The 13,522-nt window shown below is 34.2% G+C and carries 8 protein-coding genes, 1 tRNA gene and 1 pseudogene; 8 read left to right on the top strand and 2 right to left on the bottom strand.

From position 1 onward, the window contains the following. Window positions 1-66: 66 nt before the first annotated feature. Window positions 67-140, top strand: a tRNA-Pro gene (locus EZY12_08125). 133 nt (window positions 141-273) lie between these two features. Here the strand turns inward: EZY12_08125 and EZY12_08120 are convergent. Further along, entirely contained in the window at window positions 274-591 is a 318-nt protein-coding gene (locus EZY12_08120; GenBank protein ID QSX69559.1) for a hypothetical protein, read from the bottom strand. 68 nt (window positions 592-659) lie between these two features. Here EZY12_08120 and EZY12_08115 point away from each other — a divergent pair, with 68 nt between their 5' ends. From EZY12_08115 to uvrA, 6 genes and pseudogenes are all read left to right on the top strand, one after another. After that, entirely contained in the window at window positions 660-1,085 is a 426-nt protein-coding gene (locus tag EZY12_08115; GenBank protein QSX69558.1) for a MerR family transcriptional regulator, read from the top strand. 47 nt (window positions 1,086-1,132) lie between these two features. Continuing rightward, window positions 1,133-1,300, top strand: a pseudogene (locus EZY12_08110) (MerR family transcriptional regulator). Between the two features lie 224 nt (window positions 1,301-1,524). Continuing rightward, window positions 1,525-2,424: an alpha/beta fold hydrolase gene (locus tag EZY12_08105; GenBank protein QSX69557.1), complete on the top strand. Its 900-nt coding sequence runs from the start codon at window positions 1,525-1,527 to the stop codon at window positions 2,422-2,424. A gap of 143 nt (window positions 2,425-2,567) precedes the next feature. Next, window positions 2,568-2,861: a type II toxin-antitoxin system prevent-host-death family antitoxin gene (locus tag EZY12_08100; protein QSX69556.1), complete on the top strand. Its 294-nt coding sequence runs from the start codon at window positions 2,568-2,570 to the stop codon at window positions 2,859-2,861. Then, on the top strand, window positions 2,842-3,141 hold the full coding sequence (locus tag EZY12_08095) for a Txe/YoeB family addiction module toxin (protein ID QSX69555.1): 300 nt from the start codon (window positions 2,842-2,844) through the stop codon (window positions 3,139-3,141). The genes EZY12_08100 and EZY12_08095 overlap by 20 nt, the downstream gene beginning before the upstream one ends. A 307-nt stretch (window positions 3,142-3,448) precedes the next feature. Beyond that, window positions 3,449-6,391, top strand: a complete 2,943-nt coding sequence (gene uvrA / locus EZY12_08090; GenBank protein ID QSX69554.1) for an excinuclease ABC subunit UvrA — start codon at window positions 3,449-3,451, stop codon at window positions 6,389-6,391. 3,791 nt (window positions 6,392-10,182) lie between these two features. On the opposite strand, the gene EZY12_08085 is transcribed toward uvrA, so the two are convergent. After that, entirely contained in the window at window positions 10,183-12,174 is a 1,992-nt protein-coding gene (locus EZY12_08085) for an AarF/ABC1/UbiB kinase family protein (protein ID QSX70573.1), read from the bottom strand. A 190-nt stretch (window positions 12,175-12,364) separates the two neighbouring features. On the opposite strand from EZY12_08085, the gene EZY12_08080 reads away from it, so the two are divergent. Then, window positions 12,365-13,321 (top strand): SDR family NAD(P)-dependent oxidoreductase, encoded by a 957-nt coding sequence (locus EZY12_08080; GenBank protein QSX69553.1) that lies wholly within the window; start codon window positions 12,365-12,367, stop codon window positions 13,319-13,321. The last annotated feature ends 201 nt before the right edge of the window (window positions 13,322-13,522 follow it).

Genomic DNA, 13,522 nt, shown 5'->3' with positions numbered 1-13,522 from the left:
GCAGATGAAAAATTTGTTATTTTCTAGTGATTATGGTATTGTAGGTACATATTGCCATTTTCGTGGCGGGATGTAGCGCAGCTTGGTAGCGCACTGCGTTCGGGACGCAGGGGCCGCTGGTTCGAATCCAGTCATCCCGATTGTTAATGTACAGTTTTTGTTGTCGCTGTCTGTTGAGTAGTTTGTAATTTTCACCAAGTAGTTGTTTGATATTGCGATATGTCAAAACTCTGCCCGTTGTACCATCTACAACTACAATTGTGGCAGGGTGTTCTAAACCCAAACTGACACCAACAAGAATATGAGATTGTCCTTTTGGGACTGAAACCGCTTCATTAGGGCAAACCAGGATTTATAAATATAGTTTACTGATGCTGTGGCACTGGTGTAAAACCTTGCAGGTTGCCCCATGAAGCGCGGATCAGTTTTCAAGGGTTCACACAGTTCTTTGACTATACCTGTGGGGTGTTTACCAATTTGACTCAGTAGTTCGTTAATCAGTGGCGTGTTTTTCTCTGCCATCAACTGCCATAGCTGTTGACGGGTAGTTTCACTGGCTACTAAACGACACTGAATAGTGATTTGGCTCATACTTAATAAACATATTTGTCTAATACTAACATATTTGTATTGTAGCAGCTTTCTGTAAAATGTTTTTTATGCAAGAAAAATTTTTCACAAGTAAGGAAGCGGCTCAAATTACAGGTTGTACTCTCCGCCAGATCCAGTATTGGCGAGAGAAAGGGATTGTTGTGCCTGTGATTGGTGATACGGGTACGGGACGCAGTATTTATTACTCCAGGTCTAATCTGGTGGAACTGGCTGCTTTGGTATATTGGCTGTCTACGGGGATAAGTTTTGATATTGCCTGTGAAACGCTGAAACAACTGAAGGAACAAGAAGCGGAGTTGTTTATTTCGGGTCAGGGGAGGCGGTTTATGTTGTTGTTATCACAGGATGATTCGCTTTCTTTGGTAGAATTTGACAGGAAAAGAGCGATCGCATCCCTAGATGAAGGTAAGGCTGTGATTCCTGTGTGGTTAGATATTATTTATCAGGGGTTAGCAAGCAAGTTACCAAAATAGCGATTCCTACGGAGTGCTTCGCTATCGCTTCCCCGGATGAAGGTAAAGCTGTGATTCCTGTGTTGTCTACGGGGATAAGTTTTGATATTGCCTGTGAAACTCACAAAACACTGAAGGAACAAGAACCGGAGTTGTTTATTTCGGGTAAAGGGAAGCGGTTTATGTTGTTGTTATCACAGGATGATTCACTTTCTTTGGTAGAATTTGATCGGAAAATAGCGGTGTCTGGTGACAAGCCATGATATCCAAGAACAACTTACTGAGTTTATAATTAGTTAATGTACAAAAGTTACTAAGTGCCATTATGGGGGTAGATAGCCATTAATAGTATCTTGTCAAGTGCTTGACGGATGGAATCAATTGTTTATTGCAAAGATGATCATAATTCTTTACACTGGACAATATTATATAATTCACAATAATTCAGGAATCTTCATCAATGACAACCACAACCCAAGATATACAAACGCTGGAAAAACATATTTGGATTTGGCGAGATTACAAAATTCAATATACAGTTATGGGTACAGGCCAACCATTGGTATTAATTCACGGCTTTGGTGCTGCCATTGGTCATTGGCGGAAAAATATCCCGGTTTTAGCTGAAGCTGGTTATCAGGTGTTTGCTGTAGATTTGTTGGGGTTTGGGGGTTCTGATAAAGCAGTTATAGATTATAGCTTGGAACTGTGGGCAGAATTATTAAAAGATTTTTACAATGCCCATATTCAAACACCGGCAATATTTATTGGTAATTCTATTGGCGCACTTTTAAGTTTAATTGTGTTAACAGAATATCCAGAAATTGCGGCTGGAGGAGTATTAATTAACTCTGCGGGTGGTTTAAGTCACCGTCCCCATGAATTAAACCCAATTTTACGAGTTGTCATGGGAACTTTTAACAAGTTGGTAGCTAACCCAGTTACAGGTAAATTTGTATTTAATCGCATTCGTCAAAAATCGCAAATTCGCCGGACTCTATATCAAGTATATAGCGATCGCAATGCCGTGACAGATGAACTGGTTGATTTACTTTATAACCCATCATGTGACCCCGGAGCGCAAGAAGTTTTTGCTTCTATTCTCACTGCACCTCCAGGTCCTAGTCCAGAGGAATTATTACCTAAGTTGGAATTTCCTTTATTAGTAATTTGGGGTGCGGAAGATCCTTGGACACCAATTACGGGAGCAAATATTTATGAAGCAGCGCGAGAAAATGGTCAAAATATCAAAATTGTGCCTATTCCTGGTGCTGGCCATTGTCCCCATGATGAAGTTCCAGATATTGTGAATAATGAAATTATTGATTGGTTAGTAGCGCAGAAGGGAATTAACAATTAAGAAATCAGTAGGGAAAGTTGTGGTAGAAAAGAAGTAATTATCAAAAGACATCTCCGAAAAGTTGGTTATAGAAAATGATCGTAGTTATCGTCCAACTTGACTAAATCGCTTCTAAAGCATACAGCATGAGGAAAAATCCCACCATGTCGAACCAAACAAACTTAACTGATGCTGGTAATAACCTAGCTGACATCTGCGCTCAAGTAATTGCAGACAGAGAAGTAATGATTATTACCCAACCTGGCGGTGAAAATGTTGCTCTCATTGCTGCTGACGAATTAGAAAGTTTATTAGAAACAACTCATTTACTACGGTCACCTAAAAATGCAGCGCGTCTTTTCACTGCTTTAGAAAGAGCAAAAGCCAGAACTTTAAAACCGCAAAGTATGAACGAACTACGTCAAGACTTGGGAATTGATGAAAAAGAAGAAGGATGAATCTAAACCCCAGGAAATTAAAATTCGGGATGCTGTATTTCACCCAGAATTTCGGGAAGACCTCGCTTATTGGGTAGAGACAAACCGTAAATCCGCGCTGCGTGCTTTTAATTTAGTTGAAGCGATTATGCGAGATCCGTTTACTGGTATTGGTAAACCAGAACCTCTAAAATATTTAGACTCAGATGCGTGGTCACGACGACTTACTCAGGAGCATAGAATTGTTTATCTAGTTAGTGATGAGAGGATTGATTTCCTACAAGCTAGATTTCATTATTAGACATCTGGTGGTAAAGAATGTAGAGCCGAGAATCCCTACTCATGGAACGTCTCAACAAGGGTTATAGAAACCGCACATTTCATTTCTACCAGATGTCTATGGAAATATTGAAAAATGCTGGCACGGCGATTTGTGAAACCATAACTCTATCCTCAGCCAGATTTTCTCTAATGATCTACCACATCAAGGAAATACAAGCCGATGTCCTGGGTAGGAAATTAAGATGATTGATACTCTACTATAACCTGAGCAAAGATAGTATTATTAAGGATTGTTTCATTGTGTAATCTTCCCTTAGCCTGTCAATATGTCAGAAAACCTAGCAACATCTTTAAATGATCCTCTTCCCTACTCCCACAACAGCCAGAATACTATTCGCATTCGGGGCGCTAGGCAGCATAATCTGAAAAATATTGATTTGGAATTACCCCGCGATCGCTTGATTGTCTTTACTGGCGTTTCTGGTTCGGGTAAATCGTCTTTGGCCTTTGATACCATCTTCGCTGAAGGTCAACGCCGTTATGTGGAATCCCTCAGCGCTTATGCTCGGCAATTTTTGGGACAGTTGGATAAACCTGATGTGGAAGCAATCGAAGGTTTGAGTCCAGCAATTTCCATTGACCAAAAATCAACTTCCCACAATCCCCGTTCAACAGTGGGAACGGTGACGGAAATTTATGATTATCTGCGGTTGTTATATGGTCGCGCTGGTGAACCCCATTGTCCCCTTTGCGATCGCTCTATTGCCCCCCAGACTATTGACCAGATGTGCGATCGCATCATGGAACTTCCCGACCGGACTCGCTTCCAAATTTTAGCCCCTGTGGTGCGTGGTAAGAAGGGAACTCACCGTAAATTAATTTCTAGTTTAGCTGCTCAAGGATTTGTCCGTTTGCGGGTAAATGGAGAGGTGCGAGAGCTATCAGATTCCATCGAGTTAGATAAAAATAATACACATACTATAGAACTGGTTATTGACAGATTAGTTAAGAAAGATGAGATGCAAGAGCGTTTAGTAGATTCTCTAGCAACTTGTCTTAAGCAATCTCACGGTATTGCCATGATTGAGGTATTAAAAGATACATTTGACAAGATAGCGCAGGAGCGGTCTGATAGTAAGTATATAACAACTGAGGCAGAAAATCAAGGTATTTCAGAACAAGAATTACCCACAGAAATGGTATTTTCTGAAAACTTTGCTTGTCCCGAACATGGGGCAGTAATGGAGGAATTATCCCCACGGTTGTTTTCTTTTAATTCCCCTTATGGCGCTTGTCCCCACTGTCATGGGATTGGAACTTTAAGAAGATTTTCCCCGGAGTTGGTCGTACCTAACGCAGATTCGCCAATGTATGCGGCAATTGCCCCTTGGTCAGAAAAGGAAAACTCCTATTATTTAGAGTTGCTGTATGCTGTGGGCTTGAATTATGGCTTTGAGTTACAAACTCAATGGGGTAAGTTGACACCAGAACAACAAAAAGTTGTCTTGTATGGAGAAGAAAATAAGAAAACTACAGAAGAGAAAAGGCAGAGTTTCAAAGGTGTAATTCCCATTTTACAAAGACAGTATGAAGGGGGAACAGAGTTAGTTAAACAGAAATTAGAAGAATATTTGATTGACCAATCTTGCGAAGTTTGCGGAGGGAAAAGATTAAAAGCAGAAGCCTTAGCAGTGAAGTTAGGACAATATGGAATTTTAGATTTTACCAGCGTTTCCATTCGGGAATGTCGGGAAAGAGTAGATAAAGTAAAATTGAGCGATCGCCAAACCCAAATTGCTGATTTAGTGCTGCGAGAAGTTAGATCTAGATTACAATTTTTATTAGATGTTGGTTTAGATTATCTCACCTTAGATCGTCCTGCCATGACATTATCAGGTGGAGAAGCCCAACGGATTCGGTTAGCGACACAAATCGGTTCCGGACTAACAGGAGTTCTTTACGTTTTAGACGAACCAAGTATCGGTTTACATCAACGGGATAATGGAAAATTACTGAAAACATTAACAAAATTACGGGATTTAGGAAATACCTTAATAGTCGTCGAACATGACGAAGAAACTATTCGCGCAGCTAACTATATAGTTGATATTGGTCCTGGGGCTGGAATTCACGGGGGACATATTATTTCTCAAGGAAGTTTAGAGAATTTATTAAATGCCGAAGAGTCTTTAACTGGTGCTTATTTATCAGGAAGAAGAGTTATAAGTACCCCAGCTAAAAGAAGAGAAGGAAATGGCCGAGCTTTAACTATTAGAAATGCCCGTCGCAACAACTTACAAAATATAGATGTAGAAATTCCCTTGGGAAAACTTGTATCTGTTACAGGTGTTTCTGGTTCAGGAAAATCTACCTTAATTAACGAATTACTTTATCCAGCCTTACAACATCATTTACTCAAAAAAGCTCCTGCACCCAAAGATATAGATGAAATTAAAGGTTTAAATTGCGTTGACAAAGCCATTGTCATTGACCAATCACCTATTGGGAGAACTCCCCGTTCTAATCCCGCAACTTACACCGGAGTTTTCGATATAATTCGTGATATCTTTTCCCAAACTGTAGAAGCAAAAACCAGAGGTTATAAACCTGGACAATTTTCTTTCAATGTTAAAGGTGGACGTTGTGAAGCTTGTAGTGGACAGGGTGTAAATGTTATTGAAATGAATTTTCTTCCTGACGTTTATGTCCAATGTGAAATTTGCAAAGGTGCGAGATATAACCGCGAAACTCTCCAAGTTAAATATAAGGATAAATCAATTTCTGATGTTTTGAATATGACGGTTGAGGAAGCATTAGCTTTCTGTCAAAACATTCCTAAAGCCGTAACTAGATTACAAACTTTAGTAGATGTTGGTTTAGGTTATGTGCAGTTAGGACAACCAGCCACAACTTTATCCGGTGGAGAAGCCCAACGGGTGAAATTAGCCACAGAATTATCTCGACGCGCAACAGGAAAGACTTTGTATTTAATAGATGAACCGACTACAGGTTTATCTTTTTATGATGTCCACAAATTGTTAGATGTTTTACAAAGATTGGTAGATAAAGGCAATTCAATTTTAGTCATTGAACATAATTTAGATGTGATTCGTTGTTCTGATTGGGTAATAGATTTAGGCCCAGAAGGAGGAGATAAAGGTGGAGAACTTATTGCTGCGGGAACGCCGGAAGATGTGGCAAAAAATCCCCGTTCTTATACTGGACAATATTTACAGGAGGTGTTGAAGCAATATCCAGCCGTGAACTAGATAACGTCTGAACTATGATTTGCCTGATTAATTTGATTTTTGTGATTAAATAATCATCTAAATCAAGGTCTGAACTATGATTTGCCTGATTAATTTGATTTTTGTGATTAAATAATCATCTAAATCATCTAAATCAAAAAAATCACAGTTCAGACACTAATTTGATTTTTGTGATTAAATAATCATCTAAATCATCTAAATCAAAAAAATCACAGTTCAGACATTAATTTAATTTTTGTGATTAAATAATCATCTAAATCATCTAAATCAAAAAAATCACAGTTCAGACACTAATTTGATTTTTGTGATTAAATAATCATCTAAATCATCTAAATCAAAAAAATCACAGTTCAGACACTAATTTAATTTTTGTGATTAAATAATCATCTAAATCATCTAAATCAAAAAAATCACAGTTCAGACACTAATTTAATTTTTGTGATTAAATAATCATCTAAATCATCTAAATCAAAAAAATCACAGTTCAGACACTAATTTGATTTTTGTGATTAAATAATCATCTAAATCATCTAAATCAAAAAAATCACAGTTCAGACATTAATTTAATTTTTGTGATTAAATAATCATCTAAATCATCTAAATCAAAAAAATCACAGTTCAGACACTAATTTAATTTTTGTGATTAAATAATCATCTAAATCATCTAAATCAAAAAAATCACAGTTCAGACACTAATTTAATTTTTGTGATTAAATAATCATCTAAATCATCTAAATCAAAAAAATCACAGTTCAGACACTAATTTAATTTTTGTGATTAAATAATCATCTAAATCATCTAAATCAAAAAAATCACAGTTCAGACACTAATTTAATTTTTGTGATTAAATAATCATCTAAATCATCTAAATCAAAAAATCACAGTTCAGACACTAATTTAATTTTTGTGATTAAATAATCATCTAAATCATCTAAATCAAAAAAATCACAGTTCAGACACTAATTTAATTTTTGTGATTAAATAATCATCTAAATCATCTAAATCAAAAAAATCACAGTTCAGACACTAATTTAATTTTTGTGATTAAATAATCATCTAAATCATCTAAATCAAAAAAATCACAGTTCAGACACTAATTTAATTTTTGTGATTAAATAATCATCTAAATCATCTAAATCAAAAAAATCACAGTTCAGACACTAATTTGATTTTTGTGATTAAATAATTATCTAAATCATCTAAATCAAAAAAATCACAGTTCAGACACTAATTTGATTTTTGTGATTAAATAATTATCTAAATCATCTAAATCATCTAAATCAAAAAAATCACAGTTCAGACACTAATTTGATTTTTGTGATTAAATAATCATCTAAATCATCTAAATCAAAAAAATCACAGTTCAGACACTAATTTGATTTTTGTGATTAAATAATCATCTAAATCATCTAAATCAAAAAAATCACAGTTCAGACACTAATTTAATTTTTGTGATTAAATAATCATCTAAATCATCTAAATCAAAAAAATCACAGTTCAGACACTAATTTAATTTTTGTGATTAAATAATCATCTAAATCATCTAAATCATCTAAATCAAAAAAATCACAGTTCAGACACTAATTTAATTTTTGTGATTAAATAATCATCTAAATCATCTAAATCAAAAAAATCACAGTTCAGACATTAATTTAATTTTTGTGATTAAATAATCATCTAAATCAAAAAAATCACAGTTCAGACATTAATTTAATTTTTGTGATTAAATAATCATCTAAATCATCTAAATCAAAAAAATCACAGTTCAGACATTAATTTAATTTTTGTGATTAAATAATCATCTAAATCATCTAAATCAAAAAAATCACAGTTCAGACATTAATTTAATTTTTGTGATTAAATAATCATCTAAATCATCTAAATCAAAAAAATCACAGTTCAGACATTAATTTAATTTTTGTGATTAAATAATCATCTAAATCATCTAAATCAAAAAAATCACAGTTCAGACATTAATTTAATTTTTGTGATTAAATAATCATCTAAATCATCTAAATCAAAAAAATCACAGTTCAGACACTAATTTGATTTTTGTGATTAAATAATCATCTAAATCATCTAAATCAAAAAAATCACAGTTCAGACACTAATTTGATTTTTGTGATTAAATAATCATCTAAATCATCTAAATCAAAAAAATCACAGTTCAGACACTAATTTGATTTTTGTGATTAAATAATCATCTAAATCATCTAAATCAAAAAAATCACAGTTCAGACACTAATTTAATTTTTGTGATTAAATAATCATCTAAATCATCTAAATCAAAAAAATCACAGTTCAGACACTAATTTGATTTTTGTGATTAAATAATCATCTAAATCATCTAAATCAAAAAAATCACAGTTCAGACACTAATTTAATTTTTGTGATTAAATAATCATCTAAATCATCTAAATCAAAAAAATCACAGTTCAGACACTAATTTAATTTTTGTGATTAAATAATCATCTAAATCATCTAAATCAAAAAAATCACAGTTCAGACACTAATTTAATTTTTGTGATTAAATAATCATCTAAATCATCTAAATCAAAAAAATCACAGTTCAGACACTAATTTAATTTTTGTGATTAAATAATCATCTAAATCATCTAAATCAAAAAAATCACAGTTCAGACACTAATTTGATTTTTGTGATTAAATAATCATCTAAATCATCTAAATCAAAAAAATCACAGTTCAGACACTAATTTAATTTTTGTGATTAAATAATCATCTAAATCATCTAAATCAAAAAAATCACAGTTCAGACACTAATTTAATTTTTGTGATTAAATAATCATCTAAATCATCTAAATCAAAAAAATCACAGTTCAGACACTAATTTAATTTTTGTGATTAAATAATCATCTAAATCATCTAAATCAAAAAAATCACAGTTCAGACACTAATTTAATTTTTGTGATTAAATAATCATCTAAATCATCTAAATCAAAAAAATCACAGTTCAGACACTAATTTGATTTTTGTGATTAAATAATCATCTAAATCATCTAAATCAAAAAAATCACAGTTCAGACACTAATTTAATTTTTGTGATTAAATAATCATCTAAATCATCTAAATCAAAAAAATCACAGTTCAGACACTAATTTAATTTTTGTGATTAAATAATCATCTAAATCATCTAAATCAAAAAAATCACAGTTCAGACACTAATTTAATTTTTGTGATTAAATAATCATCTAAATCATCTAAATCAAAAAAATCACAGTTCAGACACTAATTTGATTTTTGTGATTAAATAATTATCTAAATCATCTAAATCATCTAAATCAAAAAAATCACAGTTCAGACACTAATTTGATTTTTGTGATTAAATAATCATCTAAATCATCTAAATCAAAAAAATCACAGTTCAGACACTAATTTGATTTTTGTGATTAAATAATCATCTAAATCATCTAAATCAAAAAAATCACAGTTCAGACACTAATTTGATTTTTGTGATTAAATAATCATCTAAATCATCTAAATCAAAAAAATCACAGTTCAGACACTAATTTGATTTTTGTGATTAAATAATCATCTAAATCATCTAAATCAAAAAAATCACAGTTCAGACACTAATTTGATTTTTGTGATTAAATAATCATCTAAATCATCTAAATCAAAAAAATCACAGTTCAGACACTAATTTGATTTTTGTGATTAAATAATCATCTAAATCATCTAAATCAAAAAAATCACAGTTCAGACACTAATTTGATTTTTGTGATTAAATAATCATCTAAATCATCTAAATCAAAAAAATCACAGTTCAGACATTATTCAGATGCTAATAACTCCCGAATTATCCGAGTTACAGCTTTTTGAGTAACGCGAGTAGCAATTTGTTGACCTAAAAGTTGGACTTCTGGATTAACAATGAGTTGGGCTAATTGAGGAGCAAATTTTGTCACATCAAAGCCTTTAGTTTCTCTGAGAATACCCGCAATGCGTTTAATATATTCTAAGGTTTGTTGTTGTTCAACAGTTGCTGAGGGAATTTGATTGACTGCGGTTAATCCCACCCTTTCTCGAAGTACATAAGTGAAACTGTGCAAAGCATTTTTACTAACAGCATCTACACTATTAAAAAATTCATCAACTAATCTCTCACGAATAAATGAACCTCGTTCAGAAGAGAGAAATTCTACTCCTTGATTAACGACTAAATTCAGATCATATTCTTGATTACTACGGGCATTTTTTAACAGGTTCTCCAATCGATTCCAACGGAATTTACCATCTTTAAACAGTAACTCCTGTAATGATGTTCTTAATTCATTTGAGGGGTCTGTTAATAGCCTTTTAGCCACATAAGGATAAGCTTCACTGAGAACTTTGAAATCGGGATCTATATAAATTGCAATCCCTTCCAAAGTCACAAGAGAACGAATAATTAAAGCGTAATAAGGGGGGACACGGAACGGATATTCATACATTAAAGCTGATAAATCATCGGTGATGCTTTTAATATTTAAATCCGCTACACTTGCACCTTCAGCATTAGCAAATACCTTTGCAAAAGCAGGAACAATGGGGGTAAGGTCTATATCTGGAGTCAGAAATTCTAACTTTACATAGTCTTTTGCTAAACTATCAAATTCTCGGTTAATAACGTGAACAATTGCCTCAATTAAACCATAACGTTGAGCAGGTTTAACTTCGCTCATCATGCCAAAATCAAGATAAGCTAATTTACCATCCATAGTAGCTAATAAGTTACCTGGGTGGGGGTCAGCGTGGAAAAATCCATGTTCTAATAATTGACGCAAAGAACATTGAACGCCAACTTCAATTAAATACCGCGCATTGATTCCTAAAGCCGCAATTTTTTCTGGTTGAGTTAATTTGATACCGTTAATCCACTCCATCGTTAAAACACGACGGTTGGTGTATTCCCAATAAATTTTTGGTACATAAATATCCTTCATGTGACCATATAATTCAAAGAAACGTTCGGCATTTTCACCTTCATGAATATAATCCATTTCTTCAAAAATGCGATCGCCTAACTCATCCAAAATCCCCACTAAATCACTGCGTACCCGCTGCATTTTCCGCTGTATCCAACCAGCCAGATTCCGTAAAATATACAAATCTATCGTAATTCGTTCTCGTAAATCTGGACGTTGTACCTTAATCGCTACTTCTTCCCCAGTTTTCAATCTTCCTTTATATACCTGTCCCAAGGAAGCCGCAGCAATGGGTTGTCCAGAAAATTCCGCATAAATTTCTGACGGTGGCGCTCCCAATTCTTCCTCAATAAATTGGTAAGCTATTTCATTAGGAAAAGCTGGTAATTGATCTTGGAGTCTAGTTAATTCTTCTAAATAAATTGGTGGGACTAAATCTGGTCTAGTAGATAAAGCTTGGCCAATTTTAATGTAGGCTGGCCCCAATTTTGTTAATAATTCTCGAAGTTGAACAGCGCGACGAAGTTCATTTTTAACTAAAATTCCCCATTGCTTATCCCACCACAACCCAAAAACAAAGGCCAGAATTGGTTTGAGGACTGTGAGAATCCGCCGTAAAACTTGCAGAAATCGCCCACTATACTGCTCTTGTATTTCCACAGGATCATACAGCACCGATTCCGGTTCAGATCCCGCCCTCACCCGCGCCTTGTGTCTTGGCTTTCGTGAAGCTTCTGCCGATTTGATTACTACCGTCTGTGTACTTTGTTCCGTTACCACTTCAATTACGGACAATTCGCCTCCGCGACTGTCCTCCTGACTTGTTCGAGAACTAGGGGGAAGTGTCTTAACCATTATGAAGAAGCCACCAGTTAGATCAACGTTGTTAAATATTGTAACAATATCTTGTCTTTTCGGGATATCTTTAAAAGTTAGAAATTTTTTGGCGTTGCTGAATAAAAGTGTGAATTTGTTTCACGCAAAGGCGCAAAGGTGCAAAGTCGCAATCCAATTATATATACTAAGAATACAAATTTGGCAATAAAAAATGAGTAACCATCTTGCAGGTAAAATCGCATTAGTCACAGGTGCTACCAGAGGTATTGGTAAAGGAATTGCAATTGGATTAGGTGAAGCAGGTGCTACGGTGTATATTACAGGACGCACTCTTGAATCTAATCATGATAGTCTTGGTGGTAGTTTACAAGAAACTGAAACCGCAGTTGGAGAAGCTGGTGGTATTTGTATTTCTGTGCAAGTTGATCATAGTGATGATGAGCAAATTCAGCAACTTTTTGCACAAATTGAAAGAGAACAAAATGGTCAATTAGATATTTTAGTTAACAATGTTTATGCAGGTGTACAAGCCATCAGAGAAGCATTTGGTAGAACATTTTGGGAGTTAGAACCGAGTTTGTGGGATGCCGCTAATAATGTAGGTTTACGAAGTCATTATGTAGCGAGTATTTATGCTGCAAGGCTGATGACAAAACGGAACGAGGGGATTATTTTCACTATTTCTTCTTGGGGAGGAATGTCTTATATTTTTAATGTTCCTTATGGTGTGGGAAAAAGTGCTTGTGATCGATTAGCCGCAGATATGGCTAAAGAATTAAAATCACATAATGTAACTTCTTTGGCTATTTATCCGGGGATTGTGGGGACAGAACAGATTACCAGCTTTGCGAAAGAACAGACTTCAGAAAATGGTAATTCTTCATCATTTGGTGATGGTTATAATTGGGAAACACCATTGTTTACTGGGAGAGCGATCGCTAGTTTAGCATCTGATGATAATATTATCAAATATACAGGCAAAATTCAAATTGTGGCTGAAGTTGCCAAGAGATATAAAATTGTCGATGAAAATGGCAATCGTCCCGTATCTTTGCGTTCTTTGCGGTTGATTTTACTAAGGGTAATACCTGGTTTGAGAAATTTTGCTTGGCTAATTCCTGATTTAATAATACCTTGGTTATTTATTCTGGTTTCTAAATTTTTATAAAAAGAGTATACGATAAATAAAAATTCCTTAATCTGTCAGAATCAGGATATCCAGGATTAGAGGATTTACAGGATGTGGTGATTTTTTGGTAATGGGGATTTTTGAGAATGTTTAATCTGTCAGAATCAGGATATCCAGGATTAGAGGATGTTTTAAAAGTCCTCTTATAGGTATCAAAAGTTTTAGATCCCTCTAAATTTC

The organism is Dolichospermum sp. DET69, assembly GCA_017355425.1.
GTDB lineage: Bacteria > Cyanobacteriota > Cyanobacteriia > Cyanobacteriales > Nostocaceae > Dolichospermum.
This window is presented reverse-complemented; position numbering and strand designations above follow the sequence as displayed.

Coding starts and splice junctions, on each gene's coding strand:
- EZY12_08120 (QSX69559.1), bottom strand. CDS start 591: ATGAGCCAAATCACTATTCAGTGTCGTTTAGTAGCCAGTGAAACTACC.
- EZY12_08115 (QSX69558.1), top strand. CDS start 660: ATGCAAGAAAAATTTTTCACAAGTAAGGAAGCGGCTCAAATTACAGGT.
- EZY12_08105 (QSX69557.1), top strand. CDS start 1,525: ATGACAACCACAACCCAAGATATACAAACGCTGGAAAAACATATTTGG.
- EZY12_08100 (QSX69556.1), top strand. CDS start 2,568: ATGTCGAACCAAACAAACTTAACTGATGCTGGTAATAACCTAGCTGAC.
- EZY12_08095 (QSX69555.1), top strand. CDS start 2,842: ATGAAAAAGAAGAAGGATGAATCTAAACCCCAGGAAATTAAAATTCGG.
- uvrA (QSX69554.1), top strand. CDS start 3,449: ATGTCAGAAAACCTAGCAACATCTTTAAATGATCCTCTTCCCTACTCC.
- EZY12_08080 (QSX69553.1), top strand. CDS start 12,365: ATGAGTAACCATCTTGCAGGTAAAATCGCATTAGTCACAGGTGCTACC.